The sequence below is a fragment of the Halopenitus persicus genome (assembly GCF_900107205.1).
GTDB classification, from domain to species: domain Archaea; phylum Halobacteriota; class Halobacteria; order Halobacteriales; family Haloferacaceae; genus Halopenitus; species Halopenitus persicus.
Map to the genome: position 1 here is coordinate 391,511 of NZ_FNPC01000004.1, position 16,356 is coordinate 407,866.

The window sequence follows — 16,356 nt, forward strand, 5'->3', positions numbered from 1 at the left end:
ACGTTATGCCAACGATCGGGATCTACACCGCGACCGAGAACGAACTGGGGGCGATCCAGCGCGCGGCGGCCGACGTGGACGCCGAGCTGGTCGTCCGGTCCGCGAGCGATTTCGACGACGAGACGGATGCCGCCGCGTTCGTGGACGAGCTGACCGACGCGACCGCCGTGATCTGCTGGCTGCACGGCTCCGAGGCGAGCATGCCGGGCTACGAGCCGGCGGTCGACCGCCTGGCCGAGGCGGGCGTCCCGCTGGTGGTGAAATCGACCGGCGACGCCTACGCGCTCGAGGACACGACCGTGGATCCGACGGTCCGGGACCGCGTCTACGAGTACCTCGACCGGGGCGGGACCGTCAACGTGGCCAACTGCCTTCGCTTCCTCGCGCACGAATACGGGGGATCCGACGCGGACCTCGATGGCTCCGGCGCGGACCTCGATGGTCCCGACGACCGCCCCACCGACGATCGGTCGGCCGCGGACCGTCCCTACGACGACCCCGTCGCCCTGCCGACGGAGGGCATCTACCACCCCGACCACCCCGGCGCGAGCGACGAGGAGCTGTTGGCGACCCTCGACCCCGACGCGCCGACGGTCGCGGTGTGGTTCTACGAGTCCCACTGGACCCACGAGAACCTCCGGTACGTCGACGCGCAGGTGCGCGCCATCGAGGCACAGGGGGCGAACGCGCTGCCCGTCTTCTGTAACCCGGCCTCCGAGGAGGACGGGGGCTGGGACGCCGAGCGCGTCACCGACGAGTGGCTCACCGACGCGGCGGGGGAGCCGGTCGTCGACGCCGTCTGCTCGTCGTTCATGTTCTCCCTCTCGATGGACGAGCGGGGTCGCGAGGCGAGCGACGAGGGCGACGCCGCGGAGGACGTCTTCCTCGACCGCCTCGGCGTTCCCGTCATCCAGACCGTCACGACGATGCGCTCGCGGTCGCGGTACGCGGCCAGCGACACGGGCGTGATGGGCTTCGAGCTCGCCCTCTCGGTCGCGCTCCCGGAGTTCGACGGCAACGTGATCACCCATCCGATAAGCGGGAAGGAGCGCACCGACGACGACGCCGGCATCGGCACCGCGCCGAAGCAGCACTTCCCGATCGACGACCGCGTGGACCACGCGGCCCGGCTCGCGGTCAACTGGGCCCGGCTCCGGCACGTCCCCAACGACGACAAACGCGTCGCGGTCGTCCTGCACAACTACCCGCCGAGCGACGACGGGATCGGGACCGCCTTCGGGCTCGATACGCCCGAGAGCACGGTCAACCTCCTGACGGAACTGGCGGACCGGGGGTACGACCTCGGCGACGATGCGGGAGTCGACGACTTCGGCGGCAATGCGGGAGCCGACGACCCGTCAACCCACGGCCCGCCCGTCGACGGCGCCGCCCTCATCGACCGGCTGACGAGCCAGCTGACGCTCGACGACCGATGGGTCGCCCCCGAGGACGTTCGGGACGCGAGCGTCGACGTCGTCGAGACCGATCAGTATCGCGACTGGTTCGATGCCCTCGATCCGGCGCTTCGCGAGAACGTGATCGAGGAGTGGGGCGACCCGCCGGACCGCCCGTTCGCGATCCCCGGCGTCGAGTTCGGGAACGTGCTCGTCACCGTCCAGCCGCCCCGCGGGTTCGGGATGGACCCCTCGAAGGTCTACCACGACTCCGACCTCCAGCCGCCCCACGACTACGTGGCCTTCTACGGCTGGCTTCGCAACGCCTTCGAGGCGGACGCCGTCGTCCACCTCGGGACCCACGGGAGCCTCGAGTGGCTTCCGGGCAAGACGGTCGGGCTCGACGGGTCGAGCGCCCCCGACGGGCTGGTGGACGACCTCCCGAACGTCTACCCCTACGTGATCAACAACCCCGGCGAGGGGACCCAGGCGAAGCGCCGCTCGTACGCGGCGGTCGTCGACCACCTCACGCCGGTGATGGGCAACGCCGGCACCTACGACGAGCTCGCCGAGTTGGAGGCCCTCGCCGACCGCTACCGCGAGGCCGGAATGGAGGACGCCCGGACCGACGACGGCGAGCGCCTCGAGCGCCTCCTGCGCGAGACGGTCGACGAGCTCGATCTGGCGGTCGAGCTCGGGATCGAGGGCACGATCGACGAGCGCGCCGACGTTCGCGGCCCCGAGGAAGCCGGCACGACGCTCGCGGAGGGCGATGTCGAGGGGGACGCGGTCGACGTCGACGAGCTCGTCGAACGCGTTCACGAGTACCTCACCGACGTCAAGACGACTCGGATCCGGTACGGGCTCCACACGATGGGCGAACCGCCCGCGGACGACCGGCTCGTGCAGTATCTCGTGGCGCTCACGCGCCTCGAGAACCCCGGCGGGCCGAGCCTCAGGGAGAGCGTCGCGGGCGTCCTCGGCGTCGACCACGACCGGATGGTGAACGAGCCCGGCGTCTACGACGAGGACCTCGGGATGACGCTGTCGGCGGCGGCCGACGTCGTCCACGAGACGAGCCTCGACCTCGTGGCGACCCTCGCCGAGCACGACTTCGACGTGCCGGCCTCCGAGGTCGACGACCGGCGACGGCGCGAAACCACCGAGGCTGCTGGCGACGACCCCGGCAGCGAGGTGAACATGAACCTCCTGGTGGTCGATCTCGACCCGATCGGGGACGCCCGCGCGGATCCCGGTGCCCACGAGGACCTCCGGGAGGCGCTCGCGTTCGTCTGCGAGGAGGCCGCCCCGCGCGTCCGCGGCGCAAGCGAGGAGATCCCGCGAACCGCCGACGCGCTGGCCGGCGAGTACGTCCCGCCCGGCGGCAGCGGCGCGCCCACGCGCGGCGGCGTCGACCTCCTGCCGACCGGACGCAACTTCTACACGCTCGATCCCCGGAAGGTGCCGGCCAGGAGCGCCTGGGAGGTCGGCCGGGAGGTCGCGGAGGGGGTCGCACGGCACCACCGCGACGACCACGGCGAGTACCCCGAGGAGGTCGGGGTCGTCGCCTGGGGCACTCCGACCGTCCGCACCCGCGGGGAGACGATCGCGCAGGTGCTCGCGCTGATGGGCGTCGAGCCCGAGTGGACCGACGCCGGGCGGGTCGACGGCGTGGAGCCGGTTCCGCTCGAGGACCTCGGACGGCCCCGGATCGACGTGACGACGCGCGTCTCGGGGCTCTTCCGCGACGCGTTCCCGCAGGCGGCCGGTGTGATCCACGACGCGGTCGAGGCGGTCGTCGCCCTCGACGAGCCGCACGACCGGAACTACGTGAAAAAGCACGTCGAGGAGGAGACCGACCGCCTCCGCGAGGCCGGCCTCGAGGACCCGGAGGCGGCCGCGACCCATCGCGTGTTCACGACGAAGCCGGGCGGCTACGGCGCCGGCACGAACAAGGCCGTCGACGAGGGCAACTGGGACGACCGCTCGGATCTGGCCGACGTCTACACCCAGTGGGGCGGGTACGCGCTGGGGTCGCGGGGTCGCGTGACCGAAGCCCACGATGCCTTCGAGCGCCGGCTCGGCAGCGTCGAGGCGACCGTGAAGATCGAGGACACCGCCGAGCAGGACGAGTTCGACAGCTCCGACTGGTACGCCTTCCACGGCGGATTCATCACCGCCGTCACCGAGATCGCGGGCGAGGAGCCGGCGTCCTACGTCGGCGACTCGAGCGACCCGGACGCGGTCTCGGTCTACACGAACGAGCGGAAGGTTCGGAAGGCGATGCGCGCCCGCGTGCTCAACCCCGAGTGGATCGACAGCATGACCGAGCACGGCTACAAGGGCGCCGGCGACCTCTCCACGACGGTCGACGTCGTCCTCGGCTGGGACGCGACGGCCGGCGTCGTGAGCGACGCCCTCTGGGCGGAGGTCGCCGGGAAGTACGCCCTCGACGAGGACCGCCGCGAGTGGCTCCGCGAGGTGAACCCCTGGGCCCTCGAGAGCATCGCCGACACGCTGCTCGAGGCGATCGACCGCGGGCTCTGGGACGCCGACGCCGCCGTGGAGGACCGGCTACGCGACGTCCTCCTGGAGGCCGACGGCGACCTTGAGGCCCGTGCCGGCGACCGGCCGGTCCCGGAGGTGTCAAGCGATGACGACTGAGGAGCAGGCGGCCGACACGGCCGAATCGACCGAGGAATACGCCGACCTCGGCGCGACCACCGCGGACGCGATGGCGATCGCCGAAACGAGCATGGACCGGGTCCGCGAGATCGTCCCCCACGAGACGCTCGCCGACCGGATCCGGGGGAAGTCGGTCCACGCGACCGGCGACCCCGAGTTCCAGCACCTGATCCGGTTCACCGGCACGACCGACGAGGACGGACTGACCGACGAGGACGGACTGACCGACGAGGACGACGCGCCCGTTCGTGCCGGCGCGCGGGCGGTCCTCGACGAGCGGCCGATCGTGACCGACATCACGATGGTGCAGGCCGGGATCACCGGGCGCGGCCACGACTGCCCGGTCCGGAAGGCGATCGGGAACGGGGCCGAGCTGGCCGAGCGGACCGGCATGACCCGGACCGCGGCCTCGGTCCTCGAGCTCGACCGGGAGGGCGTCTACGAGGACGCGATCGCGGTGGTGGGGAACGCGCCCACCGCCGCGCTCGCGCTCGCCGACTGCATCGCCGACGGAACCCGGCCCGCGGTCGTGGTCGCCACGCCGGTCGGGTTCGTCAAGGCCGCCGAGAGCCGGGCCCGCCTGCGCGAGGTCGCGGCCGAACACGGCGTCCCGACGATCACGAACGTGGGGCGACGCGGCGGCAGCGGGCTCGCGGCCGGCCTGACGAACGAACTCGTGCACGTCGCCAGCGACGTCCGCGACGGCTCGATCGACGCCGAGTGGGCAACGGAGTTCCCGTGAGCGATCCCTACGACCTCGAATCGGGCCCGGACCCGGCGACGCTGGCGGCGGCCGAGCCGGAGCCGGTCGGGTCGGACGGCGCTGACAGGTCGGAGCCGGTCGGGTCGGACGGCGCCGCCGACCCGTCGGTCGGCGCGGATGACGCTGCCCGGTCGTCGGTTCACGCGGTCGGCATCGGCCCCGGCAACCTCGAGTACCTGACGCCGAGAGGTCGGCGGGCGATCGAGGCGGCGGACGTGGTCGTCGGCTTCACGACGGTCGTCGAGTTCCTGACGGACGGGATGGCCGTCGACGCCGACGTCCTGACCTGCGGCTACCGCGACGAGGCCGAGACGCTCGCGGCGTTCGCCGAGCGGGTCGCCGACGGCGCGGTCGGGACGGCCGTCCTGATGGGCGACCCGAACCACTCGGGCTACCAGTTCCTCGGCAAGGTTGAGGCCGCGATCGACCGGCCCGTCCGGGTCGTCCCGGGGATCTCCGCGCTTCAGGTCGCGGCGAGCCGGGCGCGGACGCCGATGGAGGCGACGACGTTCGTCACCCTGCACAAAAGCGGCGACCTCGATGACGACCTCGCGCGGCTGCGGGCCGACGCGGGCGACCGACACCTGCTGGTGCTGCCCCGCCCGTTCGACCTGATGCCCGAGGACGTGGCCGCCGATCTCATCGAGACGGCCGATGCGGATCCCTCGCTGGAGGCGCTCGTCCTCGAACGACTCACCCACGCGGACGAGCGGATCACGCGAACGACCCTCGGCGAACTCGCCGAGCTCGCCGAATCCGCTGAATCCGCGGACTCGCCCTTCTCCGATCTCTCGGTCCTGGCGGTTCGGTCGACCCGCGGAATCGGGACCTCCAGCGAGTGAGTCAGCACGACCACAACCTATTTGGGATCGGTCGCCCACGGTTTTAGCAAATTAGATTGGCTTAGATAAAGCCAGTTTGATAAGTCAATGACATCGGAAACGCTCCTGCTCGTCGGCCGTGAGGCGCGCGGCGCCCGCGAGGCCTTCCGCGTCCACGCCGACCGGCTCGCCGACCGAACCGGGATCGACGTCGAGATCGCCTGCTACGCCGAGGAGCCGGGCCGCGAGCTCCGCGACCGGTTCCGCGACGTCGACGCCGACGTGACCTACGCGGTCCCGATGTGTGCCGCCCACGGGTACGACACCGTCGACGCCATTCCGGCCGCGTTATCGGCGATCCCCGGCGACGTCAGGTACTGTGACCCCGTCGGAACGAGCCCGGCCGTGACGGACGTGATCGCTGCGCGCGCCGACGCGGCCGATCGTGGCGCTGCGGCCGGGAATGCGGACGTCTCGCTGGTGCTCGTCGCGTTCGGCAGCAGCTCGAAGCCGCACGGACGTCGGATGGCCGAATACCACGCGGACCGGCTCCGGTCCTGCTCGGAGTACGCCGAGGTGGTTCCCTGCTACCTCCTGCAGAACCCCGCCGTCGAGTGCGTCCGGTACGCGGTCACCGGCGACCGCATCGTCGCGGTCCCGCTGTTCGTGAACCGGTCGGCGGCGACCGAGGACCGGATCCCGACCGAGCTCGAGCTCGACCGCGGCGGGATCACCTACGCGAAGCCGTTCGGCGACCATCCCCGGCTCACCGACGCGATCCACGCCGAGGTCGAGAAGCAACGCGCGCTCGCGACCGGGGATCACGACGGCGAGACCGGCGACGAATCCGCCGAGGAGTCGGTGGCTTCACCTCTGGATCGATCCTCGACGCCGAAACGCGCGATCGTGACCGACGGGGAGGGCGCTGGGGAGTCGTCGGGAACCCCGAACGCGTCCCGACCCGAGGACGCGTCCCGATCCCGAAACGACGACCCTCGTTGAGGACCGTCTCGAATCCTCGCCGACGGGCTTCCGGATCCTCGCCGACGGTCTTCCGGCTCCTCGTTGGCGAACTTTCCGGTTTGAGCCGGTTCACGAGCGCGCGGGCCCCGATCGGCGAGTTCGGCGACTTCCGGCCGACGCGTCTCGAGATGTGTATCGCGCGACTGGTCTCGGCTGGCCGAAAGATCGATGGCGTTATCAGATCGTTAGGTCAGCCTAAAAATATGACAACGGACGACTCCGGACGAGGGCGATGGACGGCGCGACGCGATGCGCTGCGGACGGAAGACGGGCGGTCCGCCGGACGAACCGCGCGACTCGCTCCGGCTGGCGCCGGCGTTGACGTCGGAGCGGGCGGTGACGCCCTGACGGGGGATCGGTAGGATGCGCGCCCGGGAATGGACCCTCGCGAGCTGCTACGGTGACCCGACCGACTACGACATCCCCGAGCTGCCGACGTGGCGGGTATGCCGTCCGGAGCGGGGCGGCATCGCCTTCGCGGCACGGGGGCGACAACCGTTCATCGCCGCGGAGCAGCCGGTGACGGTCCGGCGCTGATCACGTGTACGCCTCGAACTCCTCGCCGAAGACGAGGAAGTAGCCGGTCCCGACCACCCCGATGGCGGCCGCGATCGTGAACGCGACCTCGGGGCTCACGAACTCCCAGAGGAACCCGCCGAGCGCGGCGCTCGGGATCACGATCGCGTTTCGCAGGAGGTAGTACGTCCCGGTGACGCGTCCGCCGGTCCCCCGCTCGGCGGGACCGACGATCAGCGCCTTGTGCGACGGCAGACCGGCGAACCGAAGCCCGGAGAACGCGAAGACGAGGACCATCGTCCACTGGAGCGGCACCGTTGGCGCGAGGGCTGCCGGGCCGCCAATGAGGACGATCGGGAAGAGCGCGTAGACGGCAAACCCCAGCGCGACGACCGGCTTGAGGCCGACGCGCTCGGCGGCCTTCGCGGCCGGGATCATCGAGAGGAGCGCGACCAGCATCTCGACGCCGAGCAGGTAGCCGAAGAAGGCCGCCGGCGAGAGGTCGATGCTCCGCGAGACGCCGGCCAGCGAGACGCTCGTCTCGAACCCGACTCCGTAGAACCGCGTGATCACCAGCACGAAGAAGACGTAGACCATCCCGTTCGCGAACCGGACGAGCGTGTCGCCCACGAGGAGCGGGCGAAGCGGGTCGGGCATCGCGCGCAGGTCCCGTCTCATCCGTGCGATCCGCTCGAACGAACCGCCGACGGGGTCCTCGCCGTTGTCATCGGAACGCTCCGCGTTCTGATCGTCCGATGAGCTCCGCTCATCGACATCGTAGAGGAGGTGCTGGGCGACCGTCCCGACGGCCCCGAAGACGACCGCCACGGCGAGGACGTATCGGAAGCTCACGGTGAACGCGGGATGGACGCCGATCAGCACGGCCGCCAGCACCGGACCGACGAGGAACGCGGTCCGGCGGAACGTCTCCGTGCTCGCGAACCCGGCCGCCAGCCGGGCGGGGTCGGTCGCCTGCTTGACGACCGCGAACGTCGCGCCCAGGCCGAACGACTTCCAGGCCTGCGCGAGCACCAGCCCGACGAAGATCCAGATCCAGGGCTCGATCGTGACGCCGCCGATCCCGACCGGGCCGATCCCCGGCGCCACGAGCCAGACGACGAAACCGAGCGTCGACAGCAGTCCGAACAGCGTCAGCGCGTACCGCGACCCGATCCGGTCGGAGACCGCCCCGCCGGGATACGGGTAGAGCGCCGAAATCACGTTCCCGAACGTCCCGAACAGCCCGACGACGAAGCCGCTTGCACCCAGCGCGACCAGATACTCCGGCAGGTACCGGTTCGTCATCTGAAAGCCCAGACTAAAGGCGAACATCGCCAGCGAGAGGACGAGCACGTCGCGCTCGAGCGCGAGGAACCGGCGGAACGGGTCGAGCGTTCCCGGCCGCTCCCCGGTACCGCCTGCATCGTTCCGGTCGGTCGCTCCGTCGTCGCTACTCACCGTGTCTCTCCCACGATGTGTGGACGGTTGACGGGGAGCAATAAAAAGCATCGCGCCGGTCGGGAGCGCCGGTCCGGGTGCGGCGTGGCGAGGAAAACTACTTTGGCTCGACGGCGTCAACACTCCGGGGATGGGGTACGAGTACACCGGCGACGCCCACGGAGCGCTCGTCGAGTCCTATCGAGCGGACGAATCGCCCTTCCCGACGGATTCCTCACGGGTCTACCCCCGACACGACTCCCTGCGTGATGAACCGCCCCTTCTCAAACAGCTCCTGTTTCCCAGATGCTGGAACGCGACGGCGTTGGTTGACGACCCCGATGAGACTCGCGCCCGACTGACGGAACTCGGCAGCCGCATTCACGAGGGGATCACGGCGTATTCCGACCGCGACGCGGCCGATCTGACCGCGGTCGTCGACGGAATTCTCGACCGACTGCCGGCGATCCGGCGGGCCCTCAAAAAGGACGTCGAGGCCGCGTATAAAGGCGATCCCGCCGCGAAGAGCTACTGCGAGATCATCCGGTCGTATCCCGGCTTTCACGCCGTCCTGATCCACCGGGTGGCACACGTCTGTTACGAGGAGGGTCACTCCGAGTACGCCCGCGAACTCGCCGAATACGCCAAGGTCGAGACGGGCATCGACATCCACCCCGGTGCGGAGATCGGCGAGTACTTCTTCGTCGATCACGGGACCGGTGTGGTCATCGGCGAGACGGCGACGGTCGGCGAGTGGGTCCGACTCTACCAGAACGTCACGCTGGGCGCGCTCCACTTCGAGGAGGAGGAGGGCGAGGACCAGATGCTGGCGAAGGGCTACAAGCGCCATCCGGACATCGGCGACCACGTCGTCATCGGCGCCGGAAGCAACGTGCTCGGCGCGGTGGACATCGGCGATCACGTGAGCATCGGCGCGAACTCGTGGGTGACCGACGACGTCCCGGACGACACGAGCGTGTTCATCGCCGACCATCCCGAGCAGGAGCGAAAGTCGAACAGGTAGTGGCGACTGGTGTTGCAACCGCACCGGATCCGCCGTCGAACGGCGAGATCCCGGCCTGGTAAACGACTGCCGTCCCGTTTCCTATCGCGACATCTCGTTTATATCGGGGACGTCACTCGCCGCCGTCCGCGTCGATGTCGTCCACGAGTTCCGCCCCGAGACCGACGTAGCCGGTCGGCGTCAGCGCGTTCAGCTCCTCGCGGACGGACTCGTCGACGTCGAGCTCCGCGAACAGGTCCCGGAAGTCCGCGAGCGTGACCGTCGTCCCGCGGGTCAGCTCCTTGACGCGCTCGTAGGCGTCCGTGTCGCCCTCCCGACGGAGGATCGTCTGGACCGCCTCGCCGATGATCGCGGGCGTCGCCTCGAGCTCCTCGCGCATCACCTGCTCGTTCGGCACGACCTTCCCCAGCCCGTCGGCGGTCTTCGAGTAGCCGATCAGGCTGTGGGCGAGGGCCGCGCCGACGTTGCGCTTGACGGTGGAGTCCGAGAGGTCGCGCTGGAGCCGGGAGGTGGTGACGTAGTCGGCGAGGAACGTGAGGTCGGCGTTGGCCTTCGAGAGGTTCCCCTCGCCGTTCTCGAAGTCGATCGGGTTCACCTTGTGGGGCATCGTCGAGGAGCCGGTCTCCCCCTCCACGGCCTCCTGACCCAGGTATCGGTCGGAGACGTAGAGCCAGGCGTCCAGATCCAGGTCCCGGAGGACGTTGTTCACGCCGCGGACGGCATCGAAGACGGCCGCGAGGTCGTCACAGGGGTTGACCTGGGTCGCCAGCGGGACGTGTTCGAGCCCGAGATCGGTCACGAACGACCGGGAGAACGCCCGCCAGTCGACGTCCGGGTAGGCGGCCTCGTGGGCCGCGTACGTCCCCGAGGCCCCGGCCAGTTTGCCGGCGATCGCGTCCGTCTCGCGCTGCAGTCGCCCGAGCGCCCGCCCGAGTCGCGCCGCGTAGACCGCCATCTCCTTGCCGAAGGTCGTGGGTGTGGCCGGCTGGCCGTGGGTGCGCGCGAGCATCGGCACGTCGCGATGTTCGTGGGCGAGGTCGACGAGCTCGTCGCGGACCTCGCGGATCGCCGGCGCGAGCACCTCCTCGACCGCGGGCTTCAAAAGCAGCCGGTGTGCGAGGTTGTTGACGTCCTCGCTGGTCAGCCCGAAGTGGATCCACGGGTAGAGCGCCTCGGCGTCGTCGATCGAGGGTTCCGTGTCCCCTTCGTTGGCCGACGCTTCCGCCGCCTCCGCGAGCCGGATCCGGAGGAAATACTCGACCGCCTTCACGTCGTGGTTCGTGGCGTCGTACCCCTTCGCCCCCCGAACCTCGAGGTCCTTGATGAGGCGGGCGTCGTCGGCGTCGAACGTTCCGTACGTCGCCCGGATCGCCGCGCGGGCGTCGGCGTCGAGGGAGATCGGCGTCGCCTCCAGGTCGGCCAGCGCGATCAGGTACTCCGCCTCGACTCGCGTCCGGGCGCGCATCAGCGCCGCCTCGCTGGCGTACGGCGAGAGCGGTTCGGTTCGGCGCGCGTATCGTCCGTCGAGCGGCGAGACGGCGGCGAGGGGATCCTCCCGCGGGAGGCCCCCGATCCCGCTGCCGTCCGTCGCCGACCGAGACTCGTCGGTCATACCCGTTGCTGTCCGCGGACGGCGCAAAAGCGTGTCGATGGTCGTGCACGGCCGTGGATACTTCGACCCGATTCGACGCCTCGGATGCCGGTATCTATCCGCGTTCGTGGATCCATTCCGGTTCCGGACCGCAATCCATATACTCCGTCACGCGGACCCTCGCGTATGAAGATCGCCGGGCTCGCGAGCAACCGCGGACGGAACCTGCTGCACATCGACGACGTGGCGCCGGGCGGTGCCGAGCTGGCCGTCGCGTTGACCAACCGGGACGGCGCGCCGATCGTGGAGTCGGCCGCAGAGCGGGGGATCCCGACCGAGGTCGTCGTGCGTGCGGACGGGGAATCGCGGGGCGACCACGAACGGCGCGTTCTGGACCGGCTCGCGAACTACGACGTCGACCTCGTCTGTCTGGACGGCTATATGCGTGTGCTGACCGAGACGTTCCTCGAGAACGCACCGACGGCGATCAACGTCCACCCGTCCCTACTACCGGCCTTCCCCGGATCGGACGCCCACGAACAGGTGCTCGAGGCGGGCGTCCGGACGACCGGCAGCACCGTCCACGTCGTCACCGAGGAGGTCGACGGCGGTCCGATCCTCACCCAGGAGCCAGTTCCGGTCTATGAGGACGACGACGCGGAGTCGTTAAAGCAGAGAGTGCTATACGAATCCGAGTTCACGGCCTACCCGCGCGTCGTTCGGTGGTTCGCCGAGGGTCGCATCGACGTCGACCGCGAGGCCGGAATCGCCTCGATCGAGGGCGACACGGGCGGCGACTTCCCGACGCGGCGGCTCGTCTCGGAGGACCGCGGCGAGCGGCTCCGATACGGCGAGAACCCGCATCAGGAGGCCGCGCTGTACGTCGACGACGCCTGTGCGGAGGCGTCGGTCGTCGGCGCGCCGCAGTTGAACGAGGGCGCGAAGGGAATGGGGTACAACAACTACAACGACGCCGACGCCGCGCTCTCGCTGGTCAAGGAGTTCGACGAGCCGGCGGCGGCGGTCATCAAACACACCAACCCGGCCGGCTGTGCGACGAGCGACACGCTCGCGGACGCCTACGATCGTGCGCTCCGGACGGACGCGAAGTCGGCCTTCGGCGGGATCGTCGCGCTCAACCGGAAGTGTGACGCCGAGACCGCCGTCGCGGTCACCGACTCGTTCAAGGAGGTCGTCGTGGCCCCCGGTTACACCGACGCCGCCCTCGACGTGCTTCGGGAGTCGGAGAACCTGCGCGTGCTCGACGTCGGCCCGCTCGGCGAGGGCGCCGACCGGTTCGCCGAGACGCTGACCGAAAAGCCGCTGATCGGCGGCCGGCTGGTTCAGGAGCGCGACCGCCAGTCGCCGACCGCCGACGACCTCGAGGTCGTCACCGAGCGCGAGCCGACCGACGCGGAGATCGAGACGATGCTGTTCGCCTGGAAGACGCTCAAACACGTCAAATCGAACGGGATCCTCTTCGCCGCCGGCACCGAGACCGTCGGCATCGGGACCGGACAGGTCTCCCGCGTCGACGCCGTGACGCTCGCGGCGATGAAGGCCGACAAGGACGCGGACGGAAAGGCCGCCGACGGGGCCGTGATGGCCTCGGACGCGTTCTTCCCGTTCCCGGACGGGATCGACGAGGCGGCCGCGGCCGGGATCGAGGCCGTGATCCAGCCCGGCGGGTCGGTCAACGACGAGGACGTCATCGAGGCGGCCGACGACCACGGGATGGCGATGGCGTTCACCGGATCGCGCAGTTTCCGACACGATTGATCGGACGGCTCCCGGATCGACGGATCTCGAGCGGTCCGAACGGGAACACAAGAATTGTAACCTCGCACGCGGACCCTCCGATATGTCGTCACCGGAGCACGGGGACCGAGCCGGTCGCACCGACGCCGCGGGGTCGCGCACGCTCGCGGCGCTGGCGGCCGTCACGGTCCTCGCGCTCACGCTCCGGCTGTACGAGCTCGGCGGGCGAGTCTTCCACTGGGACGAGGGGCGCGTGGGCTACTGGACGCTCCGGTACGCCGAAAGCGGCTATCTGGAGTACGAGCCCATCATCCACGGGCCGTTCCTCCGGATCGTCAACGCGGCGGTCTTCGGCGTGCTTCCGCCCACTGACGCGTCCGCGCGGTTGATCGTGGCGCTCGTCGGCGGGCTCCTTCCGCTGTCCGTCTGGCTGTTTCGGGCACACCTCGACCGGTGGGAGCTCGTCGCTGTCGCCGGGTTGCTCGCGTGTAATCCCCTGTTGGTCTACTACTCGCGGTTTATGCGTAACGACGTCCTCGTCGGGGCTTTCGCCTTCGTCGCCCTCGGGTTCGCGGTCCGGGCGCTCGACGTCCGGCGGGCCCGGTACCTCTATCCCGGCGCCGTCGCCCTGGCGTTGTCGCTTGCCACCAAGGCGAACACGATCCTCTACGTCCTCTGTTTCCTCGGCGCGGGCGCGCTGATCGCGGACCACCGGATGGTTCGAGCCGTCAGCCGGGAGCCCGGCCGGCCCTCGGTGCGATCCGCGGTCGGCGGCTGGCTTCGCGCCCGTTGGCGCGGGCTTTCGTCCGTGGCGGGACGATGGCATCCGGCGGCGTACGTGCTCGGACACGTCGTCGGGATCGCGGTCACTTTTCTGGCGGTCACGGTGTTCTTCTACGCGCCGCGGCCGCTCCTGTACGAGGCGCTCGGCTCGCCGGATCTCTGGTCGACCGTCCTTTACGAGGCGACGGTGGGGTCGGCCGAGGAGCTGGCCGACCTCTGGCTCACCGGCGAAATGCAGGACAACCCCTATCTGCAGTTCCTTCGCCACGAGATCGAGACGCTCACGTACGCGGCTCCCGTCGCAGCCGTCTTCGCCGTCGTCGGCTTCCTCGTCGACGGACACGTTCGTGGTCGCGGGGCGGTCCCCGCCGGACGCCGCCGCGCGCTGGTCGCCTTCGCGACCTATTGGGGGGTCGCGAGCCTGATCGGCTACCCGGCCGCGACCGACATCAACGCCCCCTGGTCGGCCGTTCACATCGTGCTCCCGCTGACGATCCCCGCGGGCGTCGGGGTCGCGTACGTCGCCCGGGAGGGGTGGGCGGCGGTCGGGAGGGCTCCGATCGGCGGTTCCGGCTCCGGGAGCGATGGCGGTTCGACGGTGACGTCGGCCTCGTGGTCCGACCTGCGAGTCGTCGACCGTGAGACGGCGGTGCTGGCCCTCCTCGTTCTGTTGGCGGCGACCGCCGGCGTGCTCGTCCCGACGGCGACCTACTGGAACTCGACGAACCCCGACCACACCGCGGCGGTCCAGTGGGCGCAGCCGCACAACGACGCCCGGTCGACGATCGCGGACGTCGAGGCGGTCGCGGCGACCCACGACGACGGCACGGATATCCTGTTCGTCGGGACGCACACGTCCTCCCGTGAGAACGTGATGTACGTCGACAACGAGTCGGCCGCCGATCGCGACGGCGCGCCGGGCGGGTGGTACGACCGGCTCCCGTTGCCGTGGTATTACGAACGCGCGGGCGCGACCGTCGACAGCGTGAGCGCCGATGCCGACCGTGCGGCCGCCCTGGCGGACCCCCCGCCGGTCGTGATCGTGCACGCGGCCGGCCGCGAGTCCGTCGCGCCGCACCTCGAGGGGTATCGCGCCACGGACCACGAGTTCCGGCTGTGGGACTTCCGGCTCGTCTTCTTCATCGAGGAGGACGCGCTTCAGGAGGCCGGCAGACTCGATCAGCCGTCGTGAGTCCGGCTGGCTCGATCGATTCCGGGCCGGATACGATCCACAAACGTGTCTATTGAAGCTTGAGACACCCCGGATCGATCCATCCACTCGCCGTATGTGGCAATCCTTATGCGGGCCCGTTCGCAACCCTCGCGCGTGACAGTCACGCTACCAGGACCGACGATCGGGATCGTCGGCGGCGGACAGCTCGGACGGATGATCGGCGAGGCGGTCGCCCGTCGGGGGGTCGAGGTCGTCGTCCTCGACCCGACGCCGGACTGTCCCGCCGCCCCGGTGGTCTCCGAGCAGATCGTCGGCGGGTTCGACGACGAGACGGCGATCCGGGAGCTCGCCGAGCGGGCGGACGTGCTCACCTACGAGATCGAGCTGGCCGACCCGGACGTGCTCGAGTCGGTCGCCGCGGAGCACGACCTCCCGGTTCATCCCGATCCCGACACTCTCCGGACGATCCAGGACAAGCTCGTCCAGAAGTCGGCGCTCGCGGACGCCGGGATCCCGGTCCCGCCGTTCGAGGCCGTCTCCTCGGCGGCCGACCTGGAGGCCGCGCTCGACCGGTTCGGGGAGGTGATGCTCAAGGCGCGCGAGGGCGGCTACGACGGGCGCGGGAACCGCCCCGTGACCGACGCCGCGGAGGTCGAGGCGGCGCTCGAGGAGCTCGGCACGAACGCGATGGCGGAGGCGTTCGTCCCCTTCGAGCGCGAGCTCTCGGTCATCGGCGTCGTGGGCGCGGACGGCGTCCGGACCTATCCGGTGACCGAGACCATCCACCGGGAGGAGATCCTGCGGGAGAGCGTCACGCCCGCCCGGACCGACGACGCCGTGGCCGATCGGGCCGAGGCGGTCGCCCGCGACGTGCTCGAGTTCCTCGACGGCCGCGGCGTCTACGGCATCGAGCTCTTCGAGACGCCGGACGGCGAGGTGCTCGTCAACGAGATCGCGCCGCGGCCGCACAACTCCGGCCACTGGACGATCGAGGGCGCCCGGACCTCCCAGTTCGAGAACCACGCTCGCGCCGTCCTCGGCTGGCCGCTCGGGCCCACGGACTGCCGCGGAACGACCGTGACCGCGAACCTCCTCGGGGACGTCTCCGAGACGGGGCCGGCGCGGCTCCGCGGCGTCGAAACGATCCTCGGTTCGCCCGATGTGAGCCTCCACTGGTACGGAAAGAACGACGTCCGGCCGCTCCGGAAGATGGGACACCTGACCGTCGCGGGAGCCGATTCGTCGGCGGATCGAGAGCCGGACGCGGATCGCGGTGGGGCCGCGGACCGGCTCAATCGCGCGCGCGAGCTCCGCGACGCCGTGACGTTCGCGCCCGTCGACACACCCGGCACCGAGTGATCGGCACACCCGGCACCGAGCGAGTTCG

At 70.3% G+C, this 16,356-nt stretch carries 11 protein-coding genes; 9 read left to right on the forward strand and 2 right to left on the reverse strand.

The genetic code is table 11. The annotated features are described in order from the left end of the window. Window positions 1–5 precede the first annotated feature (5 nt). The 5 genes from cobN to BLV25_RS17380 all read left to right on the forward strand — a co-directional run bounded on the left by cobN (window position 6) and on the right by BLV25_RS17380 (window position 7,223). Window positions 6–4,058 (forward strand): cobaltochelatase subunit CobN, encoded by a 4,053-nt coding sequence (gene cobN, locus BLV25_RS09100; protein WP_092732402.1) that lies wholly within the window; start codon window positions 6–8, stop codon window positions 4,056–4,058. Next, entirely contained in the window at window positions 4,048–4,821 is a 774-nt protein-coding gene (locus BLV25_RS09105) for a precorrin-8X methylmutase (RefSeq protein ID WP_092732405.1), read from the forward strand. Before cobN ends, BLV25_RS09105 begins: the two co-directional genes overlap by 11 nt. Continuing rightward, a complete protein-coding gene (locus BLV25_RS09110; protein ID WP_092732408.1) occupies window positions 4,818–5,684 on the forward strand; it encodes a cobalt-precorrin-7 (C(5))-methyltransferase in 867 nt (288 codons plus the stop codon). Before BLV25_RS09105 ends, BLV25_RS09110 begins: the two co-directional genes overlap by 4 nt. Before the next feature lie 87 nt (window positions 5,685–5,771). Next, window positions 5,772–6,665: a CbiX/SirB N-terminal domain-containing protein gene (locus BLV25_RS09115; RefSeq protein ID WP_092732411.1), complete on the forward strand. Its 894-nt coding sequence runs from the start codon at window positions 5,772–5,774 to the stop codon at window positions 6,663–6,665. A 384-nt stretch (window positions 6,666–7,049) separates the two neighbouring features. Then, a complete protein-coding gene (locus BLV25_RS17380) occupies window positions 7,050–7,223 on the forward strand; it encodes a hypothetical protein (protein ID WP_021073454.1) in 174 nt (57 codons plus the stop codon). Here BLV25_RS17380 and BLV25_RS09120 read toward each other — a convergent pair whose 3' ends face one another. Next, a complete protein-coding gene (locus BLV25_RS09120; protein ID WP_256335691.1) occupies window positions 7,224–8,660 on the reverse strand; it encodes an MFS transporter in 1,437 nt (478 codons plus the stop codon). 130 nt (window positions 8,661–8,790) lie between these two features. Here BLV25_RS09120 and epsC point away from each other — a divergent pair, with 130 nt between their 5' ends. Then, window positions 8,791–9,663 (forward strand): serine O-acetyltransferase EpsC, encoded by an 873-nt coding sequence (gene epsC / locus BLV25_RS09125; RefSeq protein WP_021073456.1) that lies wholly within the window; start codon window positions 8,791–8,793, stop codon window positions 9,661–9,663. A 112-nt stretch (window positions 9,664–9,775) separates the two neighbouring features. Here epsC and purB read toward each other — a convergent pair whose 3' ends face one another. After that, entirely contained in the window at window positions 9,776–11,275 is a 1,500-nt protein-coding gene (gene purB, locus BLV25_RS09130; protein WP_092732418.1) for an adenylosuccinate lyase, read from the reverse strand. Between the two features lie 165 nt (window positions 11,276–11,440). Here purB and purN point away from each other — a divergent pair, with 165 nt between their 5' ends. From purN to BLV25_RS09145, 3 genes are all read left to right on the forward strand, one after another. Beyond that, the gene (gene purN / locus BLV25_RS09135) at window positions 11,441–13,033 is read left to right on the forward strand and encodes a phosphoribosylglycinamide formyltransferase (RefSeq protein ID WP_092732421.1); all 1,593 of its coding nucleotides are present in this window, start codon (window positions 11,441–11,443) and stop codon (window positions 13,031–13,033) included. A gap of 82 nt (window positions 13,034–13,115) precedes the next feature. Then, entirely contained in the window at window positions 13,116–14,987 is a 1,872-nt protein-coding gene (locus BLV25_RS09140; protein WP_092732424.1) for a flippase activity-associated protein Agl23, read from the forward strand. 135 nt (window positions 14,988–15,122) lie between these two features. Next, entirely contained in the window at window positions 15,123–16,328 is a 1,206-nt protein-coding gene (locus BLV25_RS09145) for a 5-(carboxyamino)imidazole ribonucleotide synthase (RefSeq protein WP_092732427.1), read from the forward strand. Window positions 16,329–16,356 lie beyond the last annotated feature (28 nt).

Bases quoted from the DNA above. Each gene is read 5' to 3' on its own strand.
- epsC (WP_021073456.1), top strand. From the start codon at position 8,791: ATGGGGTACGAGTACACCGGCGACGCCCACGGAGCGCTCGTCGAGTCC.
- purB (WP_092732418.1), bottom strand. From the start codon at position 11,275: ATGACCGACGAGTCTCGGTCGGCGACGGACGGCAGCGGGATCGGGGGC.
- BLV25_RS09140 (WP_092732424.1), top strand. From the start codon at position 13,116: ATGTCGTCACCGGAGCACGGGGACCGAGCCGGTCGCACCGACGCCGCG.
- purN (WP_092732421.1), top strand. From the start codon at position 11,441: ATGAAGATCGCCGGGCTCGCGAGCAACCGCGGACGGAACCTGCTGCAC.
- BLV25_RS09115 (WP_092732411.1), top strand. From the start codon at position 5,772: ATGACATCGGAAACGCTCCTGCTCGTCGGCCGTGAGGCGCGCGGCGCC.
- BLV25_RS17380 (WP_021073454.1), top strand. From the start codon at position 7,050: ATGCGCGCCCGGGAATGGACCCTCGCGAGCTGCTACGGTGACCCGACC.
- BLV25_RS09105 (WP_092732405.1), top strand. From the start codon at position 4,048: ATGACGACTGAGGAGCAGGCGGCCGACACGGCCGAATCGACCGAGGAA.
- cobN (WP_092732402.1), top strand. From the start codon at position 6: ATGCCAACGATCGGGATCTACACCGCGACCGAGAACGAACTGGGGGCG.